The organism is Kitasatospora purpeofusca, assembly GCF_036010405.1.
Lineage (GTDB): Bacteria > Actinomycetota > Actinomycetes > Streptomycetales > Streptomycetaceae > Kitasatospora > Kitasatospora purpeofusca.
Genome location: NZ_CP108561.1, coordinates 8,015,471 through 8,038,470, shown reverse-complemented (window position 1 = coordinate 8,038,470; position 23,000 = coordinate 8,015,471). Strand labels below are relative to the sequence as shown.

22 protein-coding genes are annotated in these 23,000 nt (G+C 74.9%); 7 read left to right on the top strand and 15 right to left on the bottom strand.

Annotated features, from left to right (window positions below):
* Window positions 1-104 precede the first annotated feature (104 nt).
* On the top strand, window positions 105-548 hold the full coding sequence (locus OG715_RS35105) for a hypothetical protein (protein ID WP_266273240.1): 444 nt from the start codon (window positions 105-107) through the stop codon (window positions 546-548).
* Between the two features lie 50 nt (window positions 549-598).
* Here OG715_RS35105 and OG715_RS35100 read toward each other — a convergent pair whose 3' ends face one another.
* Complete coding sequence (locus OG715_RS35100) at window positions 599-2,083, bottom strand: DNA-binding protein NsdB (RefSeq protein ID WP_266273241.1); 1,485 nt, start codon at window positions 2,081-2,083, stop codon at window positions 599-601.
* A 480-nt stretch (window positions 2,084-2,563) separates the two neighbouring features.
* Here OG715_RS35100 and OG715_RS35095 point away from each other — a divergent pair, with 480 nt between their 5' ends.
* A complete protein-coding gene (locus tag OG715_RS35095) occupies window positions 2,564-3,784 on the top strand; it encodes an aminoglycoside phosphotransferase family protein (RefSeq protein ID WP_266273242.1) in 1,221 nt (406 codons plus the stop codon).
* Window positions 3,785-3,841: 57 nt separating this feature from the next.
* On the opposite strand, the gene OG715_RS35090 is transcribed toward OG715_RS35095, so the two are convergent.
* The 3 genes from OG715_RS35090 to OG715_RS35080 all read right to left on the bottom strand — a co-directional run bounded on the left by OG715_RS35090 (window position 3,842) and on the right by OG715_RS35080 (window position 7,230).
* Complete coding sequence (locus OG715_RS35090) at window positions 3,842-5,059, bottom strand: acyl-CoA dehydrogenase family protein (RefSeq protein ID WP_266273243.1); 1,218 nt, start codon at window positions 5,057-5,059, stop codon at window positions 3,842-3,844.
* Window positions 5,060-5,754: 695 nt separating this feature from the next.
* On the bottom strand, window positions 5,755-6,249 hold the full coding sequence (locus OG715_RS35085) for a hypothetical protein (RefSeq protein ID WP_030396879.1): 495 nt from the start codon (window positions 6,247-6,249) through the stop codon (window positions 5,755-5,757).
* 744 nt (window positions 6,250-6,993) lie between these two features.
* Window positions 6,994-7,230, bottom strand: a complete 237-nt coding sequence (locus tag OG715_RS35080; RefSeq protein ID WP_266274591.1) for a DUF397 domain-containing protein — start codon at window positions 7,228-7,230, stop codon at window positions 6,994-6,996.
* A 268-nt stretch (window positions 7,231-7,498) separates the two neighbouring features.
* Between OG715_RS35080 and OG715_RS35075 the strand changes: the two genes are divergently transcribed.
* Window positions 7,499-8,038: a PTS-dependent dihydroxyacetone kinase phosphotransferase subunit DhaM gene (locus tag OG715_RS35075; RefSeq protein WP_323182213.1), complete on the top strand. Its 540-nt coding sequence runs from the start codon at window positions 7,499-7,501 to the stop codon at window positions 8,036-8,038.
* A gap of 198 nt (window positions 8,039-8,236) precedes the next feature.
* Window positions 8,237-9,166 carry an NAD-dependent epimerase/dehydratase family protein gene (locus tag OG715_RS35070; RefSeq protein ID WP_266273244.1) on the top strand — a complete coding sequence of 310 codons (930 nt, stop codon included), beginning with the start codon at window positions 8,237-8,239 and terminating at the stop codon, window positions 9,164-9,166.
* Window positions 9,167-9,177: 11 nt separating this feature from the next.
* Here OG715_RS35070 and OG715_RS35065 read toward each other — a convergent pair whose 3' ends face one another.
* The 6 genes from OG715_RS35065 to OG715_RS35040 form a co-directional block, all read right to left on the bottom strand.
* Complete coding sequence (locus tag OG715_RS35065) at window positions 9,178-9,666, bottom strand: NUDIX hydrolase (RefSeq protein WP_266273245.1); 489 nt, start codon at window positions 9,664-9,666, stop codon at window positions 9,178-9,180.
* A gap of 89 nt (window positions 9,667-9,755) precedes the next feature.
* Window positions 9,756-10,382 carry a NeuD/PglB/VioB family sugar acetyltransferase gene (locus OG715_RS35060; protein WP_266273246.1) on the bottom strand — a complete coding sequence of 209 codons (627 nt, stop codon included), beginning with the start codon at window positions 10,380-10,382 and terminating at the stop codon, window positions 9,756-9,758.
* Between the two features lie 26 nt (window positions 10,383-10,408).
* Window positions 10,409-11,218 (bottom strand): sugar transferase, encoded by an 810-nt coding sequence (locus OG715_RS35055; RefSeq protein WP_323182214.1) that lies wholly within the window; start codon window positions 11,216-11,218, stop codon window positions 10,409-10,411.
* A 42-nt stretch (window positions 11,219-11,260) separates the two neighbouring features.
* A complete protein-coding gene (locus OG715_RS35050; RefSeq protein WP_266273247.1) occupies window positions 11,261-12,445 on the bottom strand; it encodes a glycosyltransferase in 1,185 nt (394 codons plus the stop codon).
* Window positions 12,438-13,280, bottom strand: coding sequence for a polysaccharide deacetylase family protein (locus tag OG715_RS35045; protein ID WP_266273248.1), 843 nt, complete (start codon window positions 13,278-13,280; stop codon window positions 12,438-12,440). Before OG715_RS35045 ends, OG715_RS35050 begins: the two co-directional genes overlap by 8 nt.
* 311 nt (window positions 13,281-13,591) lie before the next feature.
* Window positions 13,592-13,864 carry a hypothetical protein gene (locus tag OG715_RS35040; RefSeq protein WP_266273249.1) on the bottom strand — a complete coding sequence of 91 codons (273 nt, stop codon included), beginning with the start codon at window positions 13,862-13,864 and terminating at the stop codon, window positions 13,592-13,594.
* Between the two features lie 432 nt (window positions 13,865-14,296).
* On the opposite strand from OG715_RS35040, the gene OG715_RS35035 reads away from it, so the two are divergent.
* A complete protein-coding gene (locus OG715_RS35035; protein ID WP_266273250.1) occupies window positions 14,297-15,595 on the top strand; it encodes a polysaccharide deacetylase family protein in 1,299 nt (432 codons plus the stop codon).
* Window positions 15,596-15,733: 138 nt separating this feature from the next.
* Here the strand turns inward: OG715_RS35035 and OG715_RS35030 are convergent, their stop codons facing one another.
* Complete coding sequence (locus tag OG715_RS35030) at window positions 15,734-16,519, bottom strand: glutamate racemase (protein ID WP_266273251.1); 786 nt, start codon at window positions 16,517-16,519, stop codon at window positions 15,734-15,736.
* A gap of 18 nt (window positions 16,520-16,537) precedes the next feature.
* Here OG715_RS35030 and OG715_RS35025 point away from each other — a divergent pair, with 18 nt between their 5' ends.
* Both OG715_RS35025 and OG715_RS35020 read left to right on the top strand, forming a co-directional pair.
* Window positions 16,538-17,719: a glycosyltransferase gene (locus OG715_RS35025; RefSeq protein ID WP_327064181.1), complete on the top strand. Its 1,182-nt coding sequence runs from the start codon at window positions 16,538-16,540 to the stop codon at window positions 17,717-17,719.
* Between the two features lie 85 nt (window positions 17,720-17,804).
* Complete coding sequence (locus OG715_RS35020) at window positions 17,805-18,551, top strand: SAM-dependent methyltransferase (RefSeq protein WP_266273253.1); 747 nt, start codon at window positions 17,805-17,807, stop codon at window positions 18,549-18,551.
* Between the two features lie 20 nt (window positions 18,552-18,571).
* Here OG715_RS35020 and OG715_RS35015 read toward each other — a convergent pair whose 3' ends face one another.
* From OG715_RS35015 to OG715_RS35000, 4 genes are all read right to left on the bottom strand, one after another.
* Entirely contained in the window at window positions 18,572-19,447 is an 876-nt protein-coding gene (locus tag OG715_RS35015; RefSeq protein WP_266273254.1) for an alpha/beta fold hydrolase, read from the bottom strand.
* A gap of 77 nt (window positions 19,448-19,524) precedes the next feature.
* Window positions 19,525-20,724: a glycosyltransferase family 4 protein gene (locus OG715_RS35010; RefSeq protein WP_266273255.1), complete on the bottom strand. Its 1,200-nt coding sequence runs from the start codon at window positions 20,722-20,724 to the stop codon at window positions 19,525-19,527.
* Between the two features lie 3 nt (window positions 20,725-20,727).
* Complete coding sequence (locus tag OG715_RS35005; RefSeq protein ID WP_266273256.1) at window positions 20,728-21,927, bottom strand: ABC transporter ATP-binding protein; 1,200 nt, start codon at window positions 21,925-21,927, stop codon at window positions 20,728-20,730.
* A complete protein-coding gene (locus OG715_RS35000) occupies window positions 21,917-22,831 on the bottom strand; it encodes an ABC transporter permease (protein ID WP_266273257.1) in 915 nt (304 codons plus the stop codon). The genes OG715_RS35005 and OG715_RS35000 overlap by 11 nt, the downstream gene beginning before the upstream one ends.
* Window positions 22,832-23,000 lie beyond the last annotated feature (169 nt).

The following is a 23,000-nucleotide window of genomic DNA, read 5'->3' as shown; positions in this document are numbered from 1 at the left end:
TTGACGGCGATCTGTCCAAATCGCCCACAAGGGTGAGACCGCTGTGCGACAGTCGATGCCACCACGCACCGGCCGCTCTCCACGAACGGACCACTGGACTCACCATGCAGAAGTCGCCCACGACCGGCCCCCCCGTCGCGCCCCCGAACGAGGGCGCGACGGACGGCGAGGGGCCGGTGGGCGAAAGAGTGGACAGCGCCATCCGTACCTCGACCGGCGCGGCCGTCATCGGCTCCGCCGAGTGGGACCTCCTCACCGACGACGTCCGCTGGTCCGCCGAGGCCTACCGTCTGCTCGGCTGCGACCCCGGACACGGACCGCTCAGCCTCGACCGGCTGCCCGACCGCCTGAGCGAGGCGGACCGGCCGCAGCTGCGCCGGATGATGACCGACGCGCTGGTGCACGGCCGGTACGCCTTCGGCACCCTCCAGGTCCGGCGGCCCGACGGCGGGCTCGGCATGATCGAGTGCACCGGCGAACCCGTACTGGGTATCGACGGCACCGTCACCGCACTGCGCATGCTGCTGCGCCCCGCGAACCCCTCCTGACCCACCGGTCCGCACGACCCTTCCCGTCCGCCGAGCCCTTCTGGGCCCGGTCAGGCCCGCACGGGCCGCTTCTTCGCGTCCGCCGCCCGCAGCTCCCGCCCCAGCTGCTCCCGCAGCTCGTCCACCACCGACACCCCCCGGTAGCGCGCGGTCAGCCGGTACATCTCCCGCAGCCGGTCCCAGGTGCGGTGCGAGGAGTTCTGGCCGATCAGGTTCAGCACCAGCTTGCACTGGGTGTCCGCCGCGTCGGGCTCCCCGGTGAGCCAGTGCACCGAGGCCAGCGTGATCCGGTCGAACAGCGCCGACCGCAGCTGCCCCGTCCCCTCCCGCAGCCGGATCACCCGCTCGGCGTGCCGACGGGCCTGCTCGGCGGCCGCCAGGTCGTGCTCGGCGAGCGTCCGCAGCACCAGCGCCTGCATCCCGCGCAGCTCCGCCTCGTCGAAGACCTGCATCCAGGACGGCGGCGGACCGTCCGGGTCCTCGGCGAAGAGCTCCTCCGCCTCGCCCAGCAGCCGCCAGGTCGCCTGCGACTGCCCGATCGAGGCGTGCGCCCAGGCCTCGACGGTGTTCAGCATGGCGCGCGTCCTCGGCAGCATCCGGCCGCCGCTCGCCTTGGCCGCCGCCATCAGGCCGATCGCCTCGTCCGCCCGCCCCAGGTGCACCATCTGGCGCGCCGCCCGGGAGATCGCCTCCCCGGCCCGGGGCCGGTCGCCGGCCTCCCTGGCCGAGTCCGCCGCCAGCATGAAGTACTTCTGCGCGGTCGGCTCCAGGCCCACGTCGTGCGACATCCAGCCCGCCAGCACCGCCAGGTTGGCCGCGACCAGCCACAACCGCTGGGTCACGGCCGGACTGTGCCGGTGCGTCAGCAGACCGCCCACCTCGTTGAGCTGGCCGACCACCGCCTTGCGCTGCAGACCGCCGCCGCGGGCCGCGTCCCAGGCCCGGAACACGTGCACCGAGCGCTCCAGCGCCGCCACCTCGTCGAGCCCGACCGGGCCCGGGTCGTACAGGTCCACCACCGGGCGGGCACCGCCCTGGGCGAGCACCGGGCGCGGGCCGGGCGCCGAGGCCGCGTAGGCGACCTCGGCCCCTCCCAACCAGCCCTTCAGCGAGTCGGCGACGACCGCCCCCGCCGTGAGCGCGGCACCCGCGCCCACCAATCCACGTCGGTTCAGCATGAGGTCCATTCCCGTGAACTCGGTGAGGACCGCGGCCGTTCGATCCGGCTCCCATGGTGACGAGGTGGCGGACTGCGCCGCTCCGGTCCTGGTGGGCCGGTGTCGTTCCAGACCGAGGTCCTCAGTGGTGACGACACGGCCGAGCCGCTCCGTGAACACGGCTGCCAGTACCCTCGGCACCGGATCGCGCGGGATCTCCCCCTGCTCGATCCACCGCCGCACCCGCGAGGTGTCGGTGGACAGCTGCTGCTGTCCCATCGCGGCACCGCGCCTGTTGACCAGCCGTGCGAGCTCGCCCTTCGACCATCCGGTCAGGACGAACAGATCGGCGAGTCGGGTGTTGGGTCCCCTGCTCACGTGAAGCCCCCAGGTTCCTCGGCTGGTTCGAGGCTAGAGGCTCCGTCATGTGCCGGGCGAGCATTCGCCAGGCTTCGCCAGGGTCCGCCACATTACCAACCACCGGCATCCGGGTGTGATGTAGAGGTGCGCCACCTCGACCCCCGGGTCGGGCGGTGTCCCAGGCCGGTACGGGGTTCCCCCGCACGGGTCACGGGGCGCCCCCGGTCCTCACCCGAGGGGGTGGCGCGGCCGGGTGGCGCGGGAGCGCCGGGCACGGCCGCGGCAGTACCGGCCGACCGCATTCCCCAGGGTGCGGACGGCCGGTCCACCGCCGCAGCACGGGGCTCCGGCCCCGGCGTCCGTGCCCGGCGCCCGCACACCACCCGACCGACCGAGCCAGGGCCGCCGTCACGCCAGGAAGCACGCGGCACCGGCCCTCCCCGCAACCCCCTGCGGGGCCGCACCCGCAGACGGACAGGAAGGGACCACCCTCACCCCATGTACTCCTCAGCGACCTCCCCGACGCCGACCACGACCCGCACCGCGCTGCGCCCCCCCACCGCAGCCGTCGGCCGTCCCGGCCCGAAGCAGGTCCCGCCGCCGTCCCGGCCCGCCGCCCCGCGCGCCGCCGACGGCCGGCCCGGGGACGCGCGGGGCCAGGCCGCCCGGACCGCGCTGGGACTCCGCCCGGCCGAGACCGCCGGCCCCCGCGTGCCCGGCGCCCGGATCCCCGCCGTCCGCCCCGGCGACGGCCGGCTGCTGCGCCCGCCGACCCGCCCGGGCCAGCCCATGACGCAGGAGCGGATCGATCCCTCCGCGCTCCAGACCCCGGCCGTCCGGGCCGCCCTCGCCGGGGTCGCGCGGATATGCCCCGCCTTCACCCCGCGCCAGGTGCTGCGCGAGGGGAGCCGCCACATCCTGGTGGCGGGCACCATCGGCCGGGCGCCGGTGGTGGCCAAGTGCCTCGCCCCGCAGGCCGTGCGGAGCGAGTACTTCGAACAGCTGGTCGCCGACTTCCACCACGAGGTCGCGGTCTACCGGGCCTTCGTGCGGCACCGTCCGCCGGTGCGGCTGCCCCGGCTGGTGGCCGCCGACCACGACCGCTGCGTGCTGGTCATGGAGCGCGTCCCCGGCCGGCCGGCGGCCCGTGAGCGCCACCCGGTGAACGCCCCGACGCCCGGCGAGGTGCGCGCGCTGCTCACCGCCGTCCGCACGCTCAACCTGTGGCGCCCGCCGACCGACGTCTTCCAGCCGCGGCTGGACTACCAGTTGGAGATCGCCCGCTACCACTCGGTGGGCCAGCTCACCGACCGGGACGCCGGCGACCTGCGCGGCCTGCTGCACGGGCGCGGCCACGGTCCGCTCCAGCTCTGCCACGGCGACGCGCTGCTCAGCAACATGCTGCTGGCGCCGTCCGGGCCGGTGCTGGTCGACTGGGAGCAGGCCGGCTGGTACCTGCCCGGCTACGACCTCGCGGTGCTCTGGAGCGTCCTCTCCGGCGACACCGCGGCCCGTCGGCAGATCAGCCAACTCGCCCAGAGCGGCGGCACGATGGCCCGGGACGCGTTCCTGGTGAACCTGGTGCTGGTACTGATGCGGGAGATCCGGCTCTACGACGTGCCGGGGGCCGGCGAGGAGCAGCGGATCATGATCCGCCGGCTCTACGACGACGCCGCCCTGGCCCGCCGGGCCGTCCGGGCCGCCGTCGGGACGCGGTGAGGCCCGCCCGGCCCGCCGCCGTCCGGCACTTCTCCGGACGGCGCCCCGGCCCGCCGGTCAGTGCCGCGCGCCGCGCTCCAGGGCGGCCCGACCGGCGGCCTCCAGGACGGCCTCGTCCGGGGCCAGATGGACCCGGCTGCTGAGGACGTCGCGCAGGTACCGCTCCAACGGGTGACGCCGGCTCAGCCCCGGGTTCCCGGTGAGCGAGACGGCCTGCTGGACGGCGGCCGTCGCCGCCCGGGTGGCCAGCAGGTGCGCCGGCCCCGTCCGGGCCACCGCCTCCGGCTCGGCCCGGTCCACCCGCGCGGCCAGACCGTGGACGAGTTCCTCGGCGCCGATCAGCTGGGCCTCGATCTCGCCCAGCGCACTGCGGTAGCGGGGCAGGCTGCCGAGCGGCTCGGTCAGATTGGCCGGGGTTCGCTGGTGCAGGAAGCGCACCAGCCAGTCCTGGGCCGAGCGGGCCACCCCGACGGCCACCGCGGAGAGCGCCAGATCGTGCCAGGCCCGTGCCAGTTCGGCCGCCGGGACGGCAGCGGCGGCGGAAGCGGCCGCTCCCTTTCCGGCGCCGCCGGCCGGGTTCAGGCCGAGGGCCAGTTCGGCCGGTACCCGCACCTCGTCGAGGACCACGTCGTGGCTGGCGCTGGCCCGCAGTCCGAGCTGGTCCCAGGTCGGATCGACCTCCAGGCCCTCGCTCTCGCCGCGCACCAGGAAGGTGCCGGTCCGGGGCACCGGCTCGTCGGTGCGGGCGGTCACCGCCATCCAGGCGAGCGCCTCGGCGCCGGTGCAGTACGTCTTGCGGCCCGTCAGCAGCCAGGCCTCGCCGTCCCATTTCGCCACCGTGGCCGGGGGCTCGCCCTCGCGGCTCCCGGGCTCCGCCCGCAGGGTGTTGACCAGGGCCGGACCGCGCCGGGACTCGGTGAGCAGCCGCCGGTAGCCGGCGGTCGGCCAGCCCGCCGTTCTGGCCTGTTCGGCGTGCTGGAGCAGGGTGAAGGCGGTGACCACGGCCACCGAGGCGTCCCCGCGCCCGAGTTGGGCCAGCACCTGGACGGTGTCGGCGAGGGTGCCGCCGGGCCCGCCGTAGCGGGCGTCGACGGTCAGGGTCAGCAGTCCGGCCTCGTGCACCGCCTCTATGCCCTGGTACGGGAAGGTCGCGTCGCGGTCGTGCTCCTCGGCCCGAGCGGCCAGCAGGTCGACGACCCGGGGCAGCCCGGCGAGGGCGGCCTCGACGGCGGAGGGAACGGGGCCGGGGGACGGGACGGCAGCGACGGTACTCATGGGGCTGGGGCCTCCGGGGCGGCAGCGTGGGCTCGGGGTCCGCACCCGCCGGCGGGGCTCGGGCCCGGTGCCGACGGTCGGCGCGGCCACGCCTCCGCTGTCGTCGGGGGCTCGGCCGTTCCACTGTCGGCGCCGGCACCCCCGTCGACTGGTGCGGGGAATGGCGGGCGGCACGCCGGGACGGGCGCGCGGTACCTGGTGGCGGCCCGGGACTCCGGCTCGATGCCCACCCCGGGATCCGGGGTCCGGCACAGGGGCCGCCCCCGGATCGGCGCCGGCCGCTCGGCCGGACACCCGCTGCCTCGGGGACGAATCCCCCTCAGTGACCCGGACACGCCGCGCTGGCGGTGCGCCGCAGGTCGAGGTAGCTGCGACGGGTCAGCAGCGGGAGAGGGCACGGCATGTTCGCGACTTTACGAAGCCGTGATCGAAGCCGTCAAGCAGCGCCCGAGGCCCGGACGGGGCGGAGCCGCCCAGGTCGGGGCGGAAATCGCGACGGGCGCCCCCGCGGACACCCCCGCGGGCGCCCCCGCGGAGCTCGCGGCCGGCGTCCCGATGAACATCTCGGTGAACATCTGGGTCGGCCTCATGCCCGTACGCGTGGCGCACGCCTCGACGGACGGCCCGACGGACCCCCCGGAGGGTGGCCGAACGGGAAACGGAACGCCGCCCTCCGGGCCGTCGGCCCGACTCGTTCAGCCCTGCTGGAACATGTCCGCGGGCAGCGGCTTGAGCAACTGGTAGAGATCGTCCGAAATCGGTCGGTCCCAGGAGGCGATGGTGACCTGCACGCCGTCACTCCGGCCGAACTGGGCACAGAAGACCCGGCCCTCGCTGACCTTGACCTTCTTCACGATCAGCAGATCGTCCCCGAGCATGACGGGGAAGTCCTCCGCCGAGACGAAGTCGACCGGTTCCTCGTTCTCCAGGGCCGCCAGCAACTGGCGCACCTCGAAGGGCACGCTGTCGCCGGTCTCGCGGGCCGGCGAGCCCTCGGGGAGGTTGCCGATGAACATCGCCGGGCCTCTGCCGCCGAACAGGTCGTAGCGCAGGAAAATCCCCTGGCAGGCGCCGTCCGGGCCGGTCATCATGGCTGCACCGAAGTCACCGGGCCAGTCGCCCGGGTCCATGGCGAGCACGTCGAAGTCCGGGCCGGTGGGCTGACCGGAGCGACGGCGGAGAAAAGACATGGGAACATCGTACGTGCCCGCCACACCGTGCTCGCGGGGTGGGTGGGGCGCCGGACGGAGATCCACGCTCAGAGACCAATGTTGACTCTGAGCAACCGTCCGGGCTACGTTCGGTTCAGCACGGCAGCCGTTCTGGGTTTCACCCTCCGGGGGGACGGCCTGTCGCAACGCGGCCCTACACGCGTTTCCCTCACTGTGCACACCGTCGTGCCGAGCACCCAGCTCCGCCGTCGCGCCGCACAGCACACAAGCCAACAGTTCCATGTTTCACAGGCAAGGTCTGCGGGGCCCCGGCCCGTCGCTCCCGCAGACCTGCTCGGGACGCCGCCGCGTGGGGGCGTGCGGGTCCCGAGCACGGTGCCGCCCCTGAGTCGCTCTCGGGGAACGGCGCCATCCTCCCGGCGACTGCCGGCCCCTTGTGGGCCGGGACCGGCCGACGCACCCCCGGTGCGCAGAGGGATGACTGGGAGGAGGCTCGGCAGCGCTGCCGGGTCGCACAGCAGGCGCCGTGTCTGGCCGCGTGGGGGCGGTGGGCACGGCGTCTGCCTGTGCTCATACTCTGAGCTGCCTTTGTCCAGCAGTCAACAGAAATTATGACGGGGCACGTTCAAATGTGATCGGAATGATGACCGCCGGAGACCTTCGGGGGCATACGACCGTCTCCGGACACCCCCGAGGGGTATCAGCCCGCCGGTCCGGCCGCCCGGGCCGGCGCCCCGCGAGGAGCCCCGGCCCCGGGTCCGGTCAGCCGAGGTCGAACTCGCCGTCCCGCGCGCCGAGCACGAAGGCCCGCCACTCCCCCGGCGTGAACACCAGGATCGGGCCGTCCTCCTGACGGCCGTCCCGCATGCCGATGTACCCGTCCACGAAGGCGATCTGGACGTCCCCGACGCCCTGGCTGCTGAAGAGCCAGGTCGCCCCGGTGAAGTCCACCTTCGGCTTCCCGCTCGCGGCGAGCTCCACCGCCTCGGTCGCCTCCACCCCGGTCCCGCTGTTGGCTGCCACTGCTGCTCTCTCCTCCCGACGGCCTGAACGCGCCCAGCCTAGTCACCGCCGCAGCCCCGGTCAGCGGGATCACCAGGTCTCCACCGGCCGGCGGAGGGCGGACCACCGACGGCGCCCCGCGCGCCCCGGCGCACCCCTCGGGGGGCGCGTGTCGCGGAGGGGGGCGCGTGTCCCGCGCTCGCGCGCGGTGGGCGAACTGCCAGAGTGTGGGGAGCCCCCGACCGAACGCCCCGAGGAGCAACCGATGAGCCGCCGGGACGGCACCCGCGCCGATGTCATCCCCATCTCCGAGGCCGCCTCGGCGCACCCGCCGGCGCCCCGTGCCCCGTCCGTACCCTCCCCGCTGCCCCGGCCCACGCCCGGCCGGCCGGCCGTCCACGGCCGGGTCGGGGTCGTGCTCGTCTCGCACAGCCAGGAACTCGCCAACGCCGTCCGCGCCCTGGCGCTGGCGCTGACCGCCGACGCCGCCCCGGCCCCGGTGGCCGGCACCGGCGGGGACCTCGTCGCCGGACCCGGCATCAGCGCGGTGCTCGTCGCCGCCGCCACCCGCCGGGTCGACCAGGGGCACGGCGTGGTCGTCCTGGCCGATCTCGGCGGCGCGGTGACCACCGTCCGGGCGCTGCTCGCCGAGGCCGACGAGCACGGTCTGCCGTTCCCGGTGCGGTTCGCCAACGCCCCGTTCGTCGAGGGCGCGGTGGCCGCGGTGGCCACCGCCACGGCCGGCGGCGACCTCGCGGCGGTGCTGGACGCCGCCGAGGAGGCGTACCGCCAGCCCAAGGGCTGACCGGTCAGCCCAAGGGCTGACCGGTCCGGGGCGCCGCCGGAACGGGGCCGCCGACGGCACCCGGCAGCCCCCGACGGCCGCTTCCGGCCTCCTCCGGCCGTTCTCGGGCGTTCCGGCACACGGCGGGTGACCGCGCGGCTACCATCGGCGCGGGGCCGGCCGAGCGGGCCGGGTCGTCGCGAGGGGGGAACCTCAGCCATGCGTGTGGTCGTCACCGGCGGAGCCGGATTCATCGGGGCCAACCTGGTCCGGGCCCTGCTGGCCCGGCCCGAGGTGGACCAGGTCCGGGTCGTGGACAACCTCTCCACCGGACAGAAGGCCAACCTGGAGGGCACCGGGGCCGTGCTCCACGAGGGCACGATCCTCGACCCGGAGCTGCTCGACGAGGCCTTCGCCGGGGCCGACGCGGTGGTCCACCTCGCCGCGCTGCCCTCCGTGCCGCGCTCGGTGGCCGATCCGCTGGCCAGTCACCACGCCAACGCCACCGGCACCCTGGAGGTCCTGGAGGCCGCCCGCCGCGCCGGGGGCCTCTACGTGGCCGCCGCGTCCTCCTCCTCGGTCTACGGCGCCAACCGGGAGCTGCCCAAGCGGGAGACCATGCGCACCGCGCCGATGAGCCCGTACGCGGTCAGCAAGCTCGCCACCGAGGCCTATCTGGCGGCCTACCACCACTGCTACGGGCTGGGCGTGCTGCCGCTGCGGTTCTTCAACGTCTTCGGCCCGCTGCAGCCCGCCGGGCACGCCTACGCGGCGGTCGTCCCGGCCTTCCTGGACGCCGCCCTCGCCGGGCGGCCGCTGACCGTGCACGGGGACGGCGGGCAGAGCCGGGACTTCACCTTCGTCGGCACCGTCACCCAGGTGATCACCGACGCGGTACTGCGCCGGGTCGTGAGCCCGGACCCGGTGAACCTCGCCTTCGGCACCCGCACCTCGCTGCTGGAACTGGTCGGCGAGCTGGAGTCGGTGCTCGGCCACCCCGTCGAGGTCGCGCACACCGAGCCCCGGCCGGGCGACGTCCGGGACTCGCAGGCCGACAACGCGCGGCTGCGCGAGCTGTTCCCGGACGTCCGCCCGGTCCCGCTGCGCGAGGGCCTGGAGCGGACGACGGCCTGGTTCCGCACCCTCTAGACCCCGGTGCGTCAGAAGCGCTGCGCGCCGTCCCACTGGAAGGCGGTCTCGGCGGGGCCGGACACCGCCCGCCGGATCCAGCCGAGTTCCCGCTCGCCCATCGGCGGCAGCGCGTCCAGCGGGTACCAGCCGACCGCGAGGGTCTCGTCCTCGTCCGCCACGATCTCCCCGCCCAGCGGGCGGCAGCGGAAGACGACCTCCAGGTACTGCGTCACATCGCCGTTGGGGTAGGTGATGTCCGGCGAGACGGTGAGCGCGACGAGCCGTTCGGCCACGGTGGCGATGCCGGTCTCCTCCAGGCACTCCCGGACCGCTCCGTCGGCCGGCTGCTCGCCCGGGTCGAGGATGCCGCCCGGGGGCGCCCAGTTGCCGTCGTCGGCGCGCTGGACGAGCAGCACACGGCCCTCCTCGTCCAGGACGACCGCGGCGGCGGCGCTGAGCCAGAGCTTGCGGGGGCCGACCACCGCGCGGAGATCGGCCAGGAACTTCGGAATCGCCATGTCCCGAAGCCTATCCGGGCGCCGGGCCCACCCGTTCGGCGCCTGCGGAACGGGCGGGCCCGGCGGAGCGGGTGGCCCCGGCGGGGCGTTCAGGCCCGGCGGAGCGGGCGGGCCGGGGAGCCGACCACCACCTCGCCGGGGGCCACGTCCCTGGTCACCACCGCGGCCGCGCCGACGAAGGCCCCGGCGCCGACCTTGCGGCCCTGGAGCACCACGGCGTTGGAGCCCACGGTGGCGCCGTCGGCCAGCAGTACCGCGCCGGAGACATTGCCGCCCGGGTAGACCGTCACCCGCTCGCCGAACACCGTGTCGTGGCCGACCGTCGCGTTGTAGTGGACCTGGCTGTGCGCGCCGAGCCGCACACTGCTGGACACGTACGCGCCGCCCATCACCAGGCAGCCCGGGCCGAGCAGGGTGTCCGGGGCGATCAGCGCCCGGGGGTGGACCAGGGTGAACGGCTCCGCCCCCCGGCCGTCCAGCAGGGCGGACAGCCGCTGCCGGACGGCCGGGTCGGCGATGCCGACCAGGTAGCGGGCGCCGGGTCCGAGGTCCGCGGGCCTGCGGACGGGCAGGCCCCGGACGGTGGCGCCGTGCTGACGGTCGTCGAGGAACCCCGCGACCGGGACGCCGGCCGCGAGCGCGGTGTCCAGCGCCTCGCGGCCGACGCCGCCGGCGCCGGCGATCCAGAGTGCGGGCGGGTCGGTGGCGGAGGGCATGGGGATCATCCTGCCGGGTCCGATGGTCAGGACGCCTCCTCGACGGCGGCGCCGACCGGTGCCGGGCGGGACGGGCGGGTGCGGAGCGGCGGGACCGCCCTCGGCCCGGTGGCCTGCCGGGGCAGGCCGATCACGGCGGGCACCGGCTCGGCGGCCGCAGCCACGGGCACCGCGGCCACCGGGGCAGCGGCGGTCACAGCGGCGGCAGTGGTGGTGGCGACAGTGGTGGTGGCAGCGGTCTCGGCGGGCTCCGCCGGCTCGGTCGGCGCCGGGAAGCCCGGGTTGACCCCGCCGGCGGCGGTGATCCCGGCCGGGTTCAGCAGCACCTTGACGGTCAGCAGCAGGATCCGCAGGTCCAGGCCGAGCGAGCGGTTCCCGACGTACCAGAGGTCGAGCTCGATCCGCTCCGGCCAGGTGATGGAGTTGCGGCCCTGGACCTGGGCCCAGCCGGTGAGGCCGGGCCGCACGTCGAGCCGGCCGCGCTGGCGGCGGGAGTAGTGGACGACCTGCTCGGGCAGCGTGGGCCGGGGCCCGATCACGCCCATCTCGCCGCGTGCGACGTTCCACAGCTGCGGCAGTTCGTCCAGGCTGGTCCGGCGGAGCAGGTCCCCGAGCCGGGTGATCCGGGGAGCGTCCGGCTCCTCCGGGAAACGTTTGTCCCGCATGGTGCGGAACTTGAGGATCTCGAACTCCTTGCCCCGCAGCCCTGTCCGGGTCTGCCGGAAGAGCACCGGTCCGCCCATGGTGCAGCGGATCAGCAGAGCGATCACCAGACCCAGCGGAATCGCGACGATCCCGGTCAGGACGGTGATCGCGAGGTCCCCCCCTCGCTTCATGACGGTCCTTCCCCTGATGCGGTGGTGTGGTCGTCGGCGGGCTCAGCCGACCGTCCAGGGCAGCCCCTTCACGCGGGCGACGGCCGCGTAGGTGGCCAGCGAGACGGCGGCGACCGCCCGTTGGTCGAACGCCGCCCCGGCCCGGCGGCGGGCCGCCGCGCCGAGGCGTTCGCGCAGGCCGGGCTCGGTGAGGAGCCGGTCCAGCGCACTGGTGAGGGCCCGGGCGTCCCCGGGCGGGGCGAGGAGCAGGTGCTCGTCGTGGGTGCCGACCTCGCGGCAGCCCCGGATGTCGCTGAGCACCATCGGCAGGCCGCCGGCGGCGGCCTCCATGGCGGAACGGGAGAACCCCTCCCGGTAGGAGGGGAGGACGAAGACGTCCAGCGCGGCGTAGACGGCGGGCATGTCGGCGCGCGGACCGAGGAAGGCGACCCCGGACTCGGCGCCGTGGGCGTCCGGCTTGTCCGGGTCGTCGGGGCCGATCCAGACGAACCTGGCCTTGCCGGCCAGGGCGCGGGCGGCCTCGGCGTACTCCCCGATGCCCTTCTCGGCGACCCGGCGGCCGACCCCGCCGACCAGCAGCTCGTCCGGTCCGACGCCCAGCTCGGCGCGCAGCCGGGCCCGGGCGCGGGCGCGTTCGCCTGGATCGGTGGCGAAGCGGGTGAGGTCCACGCCGTTGCCGACCACCCGCGAGCGGCGGGCCGGGACGGCGCGGGCCAGGGTCCGGCGGTCCTCGCCGTTCTGGTACAGCTCGGCGTGCGAGAAGCGGGCGGCGAAGGCCTCCGCGCCGAGCACGAAGGCGCGCTTGGCGAACGGGTCGTGCGCCTGCGCCCACAGCCCGTGGCAGGTGTTGACCACCACCGGGACGCCGGCCAGCCGGCCCAGGACCCGGCCGAGCACGCCGGTCTTCGGGTTGTGGGTGTGCAGCACGTCCGGGCGGATCCGGCGGAGCACGGCCAGGAGTTCGCGGGCCGCGGCGGCGTCGGCCCTCGGCTCCCAGGCCCGGGTCAGCGCGTGCAGCGGCTCGTGCCGCACCCCGATCGCCGCCAGATCGGGCACGTACGGGCCCGGGGCACTGATCCCGTACGTCTCGAAGCCGGACTCCAGGTCCACCCTGAGCTCGGTGGCGAGGAGCAGTTGGAGGCTCATGTCGACGGTGGTGAGGTGGGCGACGCGCAGCGGGCGGCCGCCGGGGCCGCGCAGGCGCGGGGGTGTCCGGTCCTCAGGCACGGGCGCCCACCGCCTTCGCGGTGGCGACGATCCTGGCGTAGGCGCGCTCGGGGATCAGCCGGCCGTGCAGCTTGGCGCGGAAGAAGTCGATCGGGTCGGTGCGGCGGACCGGCACCCGGCGCAGCCGTACCGGGTCGACGCCGGGGGTGTTGCGGCCGACCTCGCCGGTGGCGGCGGTCCGGAAGCGGGCGCGCAGCGCGGGCTCCATGTGCGGGACCGGCACGCCCCAGGTGTAGGCGTAGTGGCTGGGGCGGACGCCCAGGTGCTCCTCGACCTCGTCGTTGCAGGCGTCCAGCTCGGCGGTGGTGAGCAGCTCGGGGCGGGCGTGGGTGCGGGTGTGGTTGGCGACCGTGCACAGCCCGGAGGCGGTCATCTCACGCAGCTGCTCCCAGCTGAGCGCGGGGGCGCCGGCGGCCTTGGCGGTCGAGCCCTCCCAGCGCATCTCGCCGCCGACGTGGCCGCTGGCCAGGTAGACGGTGAACGGCAGCCGGCGCTCGCGCAGCAGCGGCCAGGCGTTCTCGAACACGTCCGCGAAGCCGTCGTCGAAGGTGAGGACGACGCCCGGAGTGCGGCGGCCGGCCTCGATCCGGTCGGTGGCCTCGTCCAGGGAGACCACCCGGCCGGGCGGCAGGGCGGCGAGCAGGTCGGCCTGGGCGGCGAAGTCGGCGGTGGAGACGTCCAGCTCGTCCGGGCTCCCGCCACCGACCCGGTGGTAGATCAGCACGGTGGCGCCCTCGCCGGGACTGCTCCCGACCCGGCGCGCCAGCTGGCGCTTCACCTGGGCCCGGATCCCCCCGGTGGCCGGGGCTGTTCCGGGCACGGCGGTGCCGCTCATTGCTCCCCCCTCTGCGGCACCCTCCCCGGCGCCGGCAAGTGGCCTCGCATCCGGCGCAGTTGGCGCCCCGGACCGACATCACAGTAGGGGGAACTGTGGGGCTGGTGCCCTGGAATTGTGAAAGAAGCGAGAAGGAGTTGGCAGTTGGGCCGAAAACCGGCCGATCCGACCGGATGGATCCGATCGGGAGTTCGGTGCGCAAGCGGTTCCGGCGGAATTCGACAAAACCCCGGTCCGGGAGGCGGGAGGCCGCTCCGGGGCGCCGGGGCGCACGCGTCCGGCAGGCCGGGGCGGGCCGCCGTCCGGTCGGCTCAGGCGGCCGCGCGGCGGTGCCGGCGGAACACCGCGACACCGATCCGGCCGAGCAGCAGCACGCCGGCCGCGAGACAGCCCGCGACCGCCATCGCCCAGGCCGGTCCGTCACTGTCCGGAACCACGACCGCGACCACGATGCCCAGCGCGAGGCAGGCCAGACCGACCAGCGCCAGCGGCACCTGGTGGGTGACCAGGGCACCACCGTGCCAGAACCGCGTCATCCGGGTCGCGCCGTGCGGGTGGTGGTGATCACGTTCCGCGTCTGCCATGAGCCCAAGGTACCTCGGGGCCGCCGCAGGAGCAGCCCGCAGGGCGTGACCTTTCGGCCACACCGGGTCACCGTCGACGCCCGTCGGCCGGGGCGCGCGCACGCACTCCCCCGGTGCGCCCCGGCGCGCGCCGGGTGTCCGTCCGGGCGCCCGGTCCGGCCTCCGTTCGGGCGGTGTCCCGGGTTCGTTCCGGGGTCGTCCCGGGATTGTTCCCGCGCTGCGAAAAAACCTTGCCGGTCCGGTACAACCATCAACGGGGCGTAGCTGTCTCCATTACATTGAGCGATCCAGGAGCCGTCCGCGGTGCGGGTTGGGAGTCCCCGCCGCGGACCGGAGATACCCAGGGGGCGGAGCCGCCGTGCCCTGGAGTCGGAGGCCGGGCTCTGTCCTCCGGCGGTACCGCCACGCCGCATCGGCGACCGAGGGGGAACCGTGCCGCAGTCCCGTTCCACGACGACGACCTCCGGCCTCACCGCGTTCAACAGGGCCGTGGTGACCGCCCTGTCGGACCTGCGGCCGCCACCGACCGCCGCCCCACCGACCGCACCCGGCCCCGCGCGCCCGGCGGCCGCGTCCCCCGCCACTGCGGTGCCGACCGACGGGCAGCCGGTCGCCACCCAGCCCGGCGGCCGGAAGCGGCAGGCCCCGGCCGCCACCCGGTCCGCCTCGGCCGCCCGCACCTGCTCCCGGCCCGCCCGGGCCCTGGCGCCCGCACCGGCGGCGACGCCCTCGGCCGCGCCCGGGCGGCGGAAGCCCGGGCGCACCGAGGGCCCGGCCGTCGGTACCTCCGTCGGTCCCGTCGGCGCTCCTGCCGGCAGCCCGGCCGACGCGCGGGGCGAGTGGTTGCGGTTCGTGCCCGTCCAGCCGCTGTTCCGGGCCCGGGCGGCGCAGCGGCTCGCCGTGCTCGCCTACCACGGGGTCACCGACCCCCGATCGTTCGGCGCGCAGCTCGACCGGCTGCGAAGACTCGCGACACCCGTTTCGCTCGCAGCCGTGCAGGAAGCCGTCGCCGAACGACGTCCGCTGCCCGCCCGCAGTGTGCTGGTGACCTTCGACGACGCCGACCGCAGCGTCCTGACGCACGCGCTGCCCGCGCTGATCGAACGCGGCATCCCGGCCGCCGCCTTCGTCATCTCCGAGCTGATCGGGACGGAGCGGCCGTTCTGGTGGCACGAGGCCGACTTCCTCGCCCGGAACGGCGGGCGGGCCCGTTCGCTCGACTGCGGCCACCCCTCGCAGCTGCTCCGCCGGCTCAAGGCGATGCCCGACCCGGACCGCCGGCGCAGCCTCCAGGAGCTGCGGGTGAGCGCGGACCGGCGCCCGCCCGGCCAGGAGCAGCTCACCCCCGCCGACCTGCTGGCGCTCCGCGAGGGCGGCGTCGCCATCGGCAACCACACCCAGGGGCACCCGTGCCTCGGCCGCTGCGACGACGCCACCGTCCGGGCCGAGATCACCGGCGCCCACGAGGCCCTCACCCGTTGGCTCGGCGAGCCCCCCGTCGCCTTCGCCTACCCGGACGGCGGCCACGACGTCCGGGCCGAGGGCGTGCTCCAGGAGCTGGGCTACCGGCTCGGCTTCCTCTCCGACCACCGCCTCGGCCCCCGGCTCCCCTCCCACCCGCTCCAGATCAGCCGGCTCCAGGTCGACTCGACCACCAGCACCCGCCGCTTCGACACCATCCTGTCCGGCCTCGAACCCGCCTACCGCCGCTGGCGCGGCCAGGCCGCCTGACCCCGCGCAGGAAGTCGGCCGGGCCGACTTCTCGCGCTCGGCCCCCACTCGCGCCCGTCAGAAGGCCGGGGCCGCGCGAGAGCAACCGGCCGGCGGCCTCGGCAGGCCGGCGCGGCGAACGGGGTGGCTCGAAGCGCCTCAGGCCGCCGGGGCCGTCAGCGGGGCGGCTCCGAGGAGGGCGGTGCCGGGGTAGGCCAGGGCGACGGTGGGGAGGGTGGTCGGGACGCCGGCGTGGAGGACGGTGAGGGTGGCGTTGCCGCGGCGGGTGGGGTCGGCGACGCGGCGGAGGGCCTGGGCGACGACCGGTTCGGCGGAGCCGTGCAGGGTGAGCGTGGGCAGGGCGGTCGGTGCGACGGCGGCGCGGATGCGGTCGGCGACCAGTTCGTAGTGGGTGCAGCCGAGGACGAGGGCTGCCGTCCCGGCCGGGGTCCGGGCGGCGGCGTCGGCGATGGCCGCGTCGATCGCCGCCCGGTCGCCGTGGTCCACGGCGTCGGCGAGGCCGGGGCAGGCCACCTCGGTGACGGCGGCGGTTCCGGCGAAGTCGCGGATCAGTCCGCGCTGGTACGTGCTGCCGGTGGTGGCCGGGGTGGCCCAGATGGCGACCGGGCCGCCGAGCGCGGCAGCCGGCTTGATCGCCGGGACGGTGGCGATGACCGGGAGCGCGGGCTCCAGTTCGGCGCGGAGGGCGGCGAGCGCGTGGACGGAGGCGGTGTTGCAGGCGATGATCAGCGCGTCCGGTTCGTGCGCGGCCGCGGCGCGGGCGCAGCCGAGGGCGAGTTCGGTGATCTCCTCGGGCGTCCGGGGCCCCCAGGGCATCGAGGCGGGGTTGGAGGAGAGCACCAGATCGACGTCCGGGCGCATGGTCCGGAGTACGCCGGCGGCGGCCAGCAGGCCGATTCCCGAGTCCATCAGTGCGATCTTCACGCTTCAAGACTTTAGTCGATGACCCGCCACGGGCCCTTGGTGCGGCAGACTGCCCGGGTGACCGTCCTGCTGTGGATCGCTGTGCTCTCCCTGCTGGTCTGGCTCTGGCTGGCGGGCTGCCACGGGTTGTTCTGGCGTACCGATGTCCGTCTGCCGCCGCGCCGTCCGCCCGGGCGGTGGCCGCAGGTGGCGGTGGTGGTGCCGGCCCGGGACGAGGCGGAGGTGCTGCCGCTGTCCCTGCCGAGCCTGCTGGCGCAGAAGTACCCGGGGCGGGCCCGGGTGGTGCTGGTGGACGACCACAGCACGGACGGCACCGGTGCGCTGGCGCGTTCGCTCGCCGCCCCGGGGGGCCTGGAGCTGACGGTGGCCTCCCCTCCCCCGCTGCCGCCGGGCTGGACGGGCAAGCTGTGGGCGGTGCGGCACGGGGTGGAGCTGGCGGGGGCGGACGCCGAGTACCTGCTGCTGACGGACGCGGACATCGCGCACGGGCCGGACTCGCTGGCCGAGCTGGTGGCGGCGGCGGAGGCGAACCGGCTGGACCTGGTGTCGCAGATGGCGCGGCTGCGGGTGGAGACGGGGTGGGAGCGGCTGATCGTGCCGGCCTTCGTGTACTTCTTCGCCCAGCTCTACCCGTTCCGGTGGAGCAACCGGCCGGGTTCGCGGACGGCGGCGGCGGCCGGCGGCTGCTCGCTGGTGCGGCGGGAGGCGCTGGAGCGGGCGGGCGGGGTGGCGGCGATCCGGGGCGCGGTCATCGACGACGTGTCCCTCGCCCGGGCGGTGAAGGCCACCGGGGGCCGGACCTGGCTGGGCCTGGCCGAGCAGGTGGACAGCGTGCGCCCGTACCCGCGGCTGGCGCAGCTGTGGCGGATGGTGTCGCGCAGCGCGTACGCCCAGCTGCGGCATTCGCCGGTGCTGCTGCTGGGGACGGTGCTGGGGCTGACGCTGGTGTACCTGGTGCCACCGGTGTCGGTGCTGGTGGGGGTGGCGGCGGGTGCCTGGCCGGCGGCGGTGGCGGGCGGGGCGGCCTGGGCGCTGATGACGGGCACTTTCGTCCCGATGCTGCGCTACTACCGGCAGCCGGCGCCGGCCGCGCTGCTGCTGCCGTTCACGGCGGCGCTGTACCTGCTGATGACGGTCGACTCGGCGGTGCAGCACTGGCGCGGCCGGGGTGCCGCCTGGAAGGGCCGGACGTACAAGTAGCGGGCGGACAGGTAAGGGGGTACGGCCGAACGGCGAACAGCCGAAGGCCGGGACGGGCGGGGCCCGGGTGGGCCACACTGTTCGAATGGACCGTCAGACGATCTCCCGGCTCGCCCACGCCCATCACCCGATCGCCGCGCCGCTCTCCGACGAGTCCGTGGCGACGCTGCTGGAGCGGGCGCTCGGCCCGGAGCAGGAGGGGCGGGTCCTCGACCTCGGCTGCGGGCAGGGCGGCTGGCTGCTGCGGGCGCTGGCGGCGCGGCCGCGCCGCCGGGCGGTCGGGGTGGACCTGGACCCGGGCGCGCTGACCCGGGCCCGGGAGTCGGCGGAGGCGGCGGGGGTGCAGCGGCGGTTGGGGCTGCACCATCTCGATGCCCGGGAGTTCACCGACCGCGAGCCCTTCGAGCTGGTCCTGAACGTCGGCGCGACGCACGCCTTCGGCGGGCTGCTGCCGACGCTGGCCGCCGCCCGGGAGCACCTGGCGCCGGGCGGCCGGGTGCTGGTGGGCGAGGGTTTCTGGGAGCGCGAGCCCTCGTCGGCGGCGCTGGGCGGCCTCGGCGCCGCGCGCGAGGAGTACGCGGACCTGGCCACCACCGTCGACCGGGTGGTGGCGGCCGGGTGGACGCCGGTGTTCGGCCATGTCAGCAGCCCGGCGGAGTGGGACGACTACGAGTTCTCCTGGACGGGCTCGCTGGCCGCCTGGGCGCTGGACCACCCGGGGCACCCGGACGCGGCGGACGCCCGGGCGGCGGCCGATCTGCACCGCGCCGAGTGGCTGCACGGCTACCGGGGCACGCTGGGCTTCGTCACCCTGGTGCTGCGCCGGGACTGACACGGCCGGACGGACGCCCCTCAGGGCTTGAGGCGGGCGAGGAAGTCGTCGATCAGCGGGGCGATCTCGGGCAGCTTCTCCTCCAGCGCGAAGTGCCCGGTGTCGAACACGTGGAGTTCGGCCTCGGGCAGGTCGCGCAGGTAGGCGCGGGCGCCGGGCTCGGTGAAGAACGGGTCGTTGCGGCCCCAGACCACCAGGGCCGGCGGCCGGTGGGTGCGCAGCCAGTCCTGCCAGACGGGGTAGAGCTCGACGTTGCTGTGGTAGTCGAGGGCGAGTTCGACCTGGATGTCCTTGCGGCCGGGCAGGTCGAGGTGGTGCTGGTCGAGGGTCCAGCCGTCGGGGGCGACCAGTGAGGGGTCGCCGGTGCCGCCCTCGTACTGGGCCCGGGTGATCTCTTCGACCAGGACGGCGCGGGCGCGTTCGGCGGCGCCCTCGACGCCGGGACGGTTGGCGATGAACTCCCGGGCCTGCGCGGAGAGTCCCTCCTCGTAGGCGTTGCCGTTCTGGACGATCAGGCCGGTGATCCACTCGGGGCGGCGGGTGGCGAGCCGCAGGCCGACGGGGGCGCCGAAGTCGAAGACGTAGAGGGCGAAGCGGTCGAGGCCGAGGGCGAGGCAGAAGCCCTCGACGACGTCGGCCAGGGTGTCGAAACGGTAGCGGAAGTCCTCGGGTGCGGGGCTGTCGCTGTGGCCGAAGCCGGGGTAGTCGGGGGCGATCAGCCGGTAGCGGGTGCCGAGCGCGTCGAAGAGCCGCCGGAACTGGTGGGACGCGGACGGGAATCCGTGCAGCAGCAGGAGCACGGGGGCGTCGGCCCGCCCGGTCTCCCGGTAGAAGACGCGCAGGCCGTCGACGTCGACGTGGCGGTGGTGGATGTGCGGGATCGTCAGCTCGCTCATGCTAACCATTAAACACCTGAGTAGCGGTTAGAGGAAGAGCTGATCAAGGGCGGAGTCGATCAGGGGCAGCGCCGGTGTCACCGCCCCAGCAACCGCAGCGCGGTCGGCTTGGTGAACTCGTACCTGGTCATCTGCTCCAGGTCCTTCAGCCAGCCGACCGCGCGGCCCGGCCGGGCGAGCACCCGGGCGTAGAGCTCCTCGAAGGCGCCGGTGACGCTCTCCAGCGAGAACCGGCCGACCACCCATTCCCGCCCCCAGGCGCCCAGTTCGGCCCGGCGCACCGGATCGTCGAGCAGTCCCCGCAACTGGGCGGCCAGCGCCTCGGGCGCGCGCGAGCCGTCCCCGAAGCCGTACATGCAGCGCGAGGCGTGCGGTTCGACCAGCGGTCCCGGCTCGTGCACGGCGGCGTACCCGGCCGCGCCGTGCACCACCACCGGCTTGCCGAAGGCGAGTCCGCGCAGCGCGGAGCCGCCCATGCCGAGGACGATGTCGGCGCCCTGGTAGGCGGGGCGCGGATCGGCGAGCTGGCCCGGGACCAGGACCGCCGGGCGGCCGAGGGCCTGGTTGACGGCGGCCGCGCGGGCACGCAGCGACTCCAGACTGGGACCGGTGCCGACGATCACCAGCCGGACCCGGGGGTCGTCCAGGTGCCGGACGGCGTCCACCGTGAGCTCCGCACCGGCGTCCTTCTCCAGCGCGGGGACCAGCCGGGTGACGATGGCCAGCAGCAACTCATCTTCCTGGATGCCGTGTTGACGGCGGAACGCGGCGCCGTCGACCAGGCCGGGGGCGTCCGTGGCGGTGTTCACCGGCGGTTCGATCAGGCTGACGTCCCGGTGGCCGAAGGCCCGGCCGTCGCCCAGCAGCGCGCCGAGACCCAGCACCAGCGGCTGGTGCCGAGGCAGGCCGCGCAGCATCCGGATCCCGTAGAAGGTGGTCACCACCGGGATCCGGCCGTAACGGCCGGGCCCGAAGTAGGAGTTGCGGGCCGCTCGGACCTCCCAGGCGTGCAGCAGCTGGCTGCCGTGCTCGGCGGCCAGCCGGCCCAGCCGGCGCCGGACCTCGGAGTGCGGGGTGTCGGGTCCGCCCGCCACCACCACGTCCAGGCCGTGGCCGGCCGCGACCTCGACCAACGGGGCCGGGCCGTCGACCCCTTGGGCGAACAGCACCGGGTCGTGCCCCCGGTCGCGCAGGGTGCGGGCGATGTCGACGGCGTTCAACTGGGCGCCGCCCAGGGCCAGGTTGTTGAGATGGACAAGCACCCGGACCGATCTCACGCCTCACTCCTCCCAGTGATGCGGGACGAACACCGGCGCGGCCAGCACGACGGCACGCGGCGGCGAGTCCAGCATCGGCCCGAACACGTCGAACTGGCCCACCGAGTGCCAGCTCATCAGCGTGCCGCCGTCGGTCCTGCCGATGCTGTAGACGCCGGCCCAGAGCGTGTACCGGCCGCGCGGCAGCGGCAGCCGGGGGACCACGCAGGAGACCTGGCGGTCCCCGCCGGTGAGCCGGATCTCGTGGCTGATCTGGAAGATCGGGCTGGAGGTGCCCTCACTGACGCCCAGGTGCAGGGTCGCGTCGCCCCGGTACTCGCCGCCGAGGGTGAGCTCGACGGTCATCGGCTCGTCGGTGGTCAGACTGTCCCGGTCCTCGCCGCGCACCTCGTGCTTGAGCAGCTGGATCGGCTCGCCGGTGCGCCCGCCGGCCTCGGACTGCGCCTCGATCGAGTCGCGGTAGCCGGCCATCGCGTCCTTGATCCCGGCGTCCACCCGGATCGAGCCCTGCTCCAGCCAGATGCCGCGCCGGCAGATGGACTCCACCGCGGGCAGGTCGTGCGAGACGAAGACGATGGTGGTGCCCTGCTCGGCGACCTCGCGCATCCGGTCCAGGCAGCGCTGCTGGAACACCGCGTCGCCGACCGCCAGCACCTCGTCCACCAGCAGCACGTGCGGCTCCAGGTAGGCGGCGACGGCGAAGCCGAGGCGCATCTGCATGCCCGAGGAGTAGAACTTCACCTGCCGGTCGATGGCGCCGCCGAGCCTGGCGAACTCCACGATGTCGTCGAAGCGGGTGGCCACCTCGCGCCGGCGCAGACCGAGCAGCGCGCCGAACAGGTAGATGTTCTCCCGGCCGGTCAGGTCCGGGTGGATGCCGGCCCGGATCTCGATCAGCGCGCCGATCCGGCCCCGTACGTCGATCACCCCGCCGTACGGGTACATCACCCGGGTCAGCATCTTCAGCAGGGTGGACTTGCCGGAGCCGTTGGAGCCGATCAGGCCGACCGACTCGCCCGGCTCGATGTGCATCGAGATGTCGCGCAGCGCCCAGCGCCAGTCCTCGCCCTTCTCGCCGCGCAGCCGGCGGGCCAGCGAGTCGACCTTGTCCCGCAGCAGCATCCGCTGCTGGTCGGCCTTGAAGCGCTTCCACACCTGGTCGGTGCGGATGGTCCCGAGCGGCAGGGTCTGGCTAGGCGACATCGGCGATCCCCGTCTCCAGCTTCTTGAACAGCAGGTAGCCGCCGACCAGGAACACCACCGAGGAGACCGCGGCGATGGTGGTGAGCGCGGCGTCCGGCGCCTGCCCGTACAGCAGGGCGTTGCGGTAGCCCTCGATCACGGCGCCGAGCGGGTTGACTCCGACGTACAGCTCCTGGAGGCGCTCCGGGATCTGGGCCAGCGGATAGGCGACGGGGGTGGCGAACACTCCCATCTGGGTGATGATCGGCAGCAGGTGGCGGACGTCGCGCAGGTACACCACGGCCACCGAGAGCACCAGGGCGATGCCGTAGGTGAAGGCGAACTGGATGCCCAGCAGCGGCACCACCCAGAGGAAGGTCACGGCCGGGGCGGTCCAGAACACCAGGAACAGCAGGCCGAGCACCGCGGTGCCGATCAGCATGTCGACGGTGGCGACCAGCATCGTGGCGAGCGGGAACACCTCGCGCGGGCAGTACACCTTGTTCAGCAGGCTGAGGTTGTTGGCGAGGCTCAGCGCACCCTGGTTCATGGTGTTGCTGAAGAACTGCCAGACGATCAGGCCGACATAGGCGAACAGCGGGTACGCGGCGCCCTCGGTCTCGACGTGCACGGCACGGCGGAAGACCAGGGTGAAGATGGCGCACAGCGCGAGCGGGGTGAGCACCGCCCAGGCGAAGCCGAGCACCGCCTGCTTGTACCGGGCGCGCAGGTCGCGCTCGGCGAGCGCGCGGACGAGTTCGCGGGCGCCCCACAGTTCACGGGCCACCTGGGCCGGGCGGAGCCCCCGTTTGAAGATCAGCTCGGGCGGCGGCCCGTCGGCGGCCGACGGGCGTCGCCCCGGGGCCTGCGTTGTCTGGCTGTCGCGCTCGTCGACGAGCTGCGCGCGTTGTCCCCCCACGGACACCTGCCCTCTCCGGTACCGGCGGTATCGAGAAGTGGGCCCGTCACAACGGCTGTTGACGCCGTCGCGGTGCGGCCCGGCCCCACTCTGGCACAGAGTGTGGCCGCCGGGGGTCGGTTCGGTGAAGGTGATCGGCCCACCTCGGCCGACGACCGAGAAGGGGCGGGCCGGC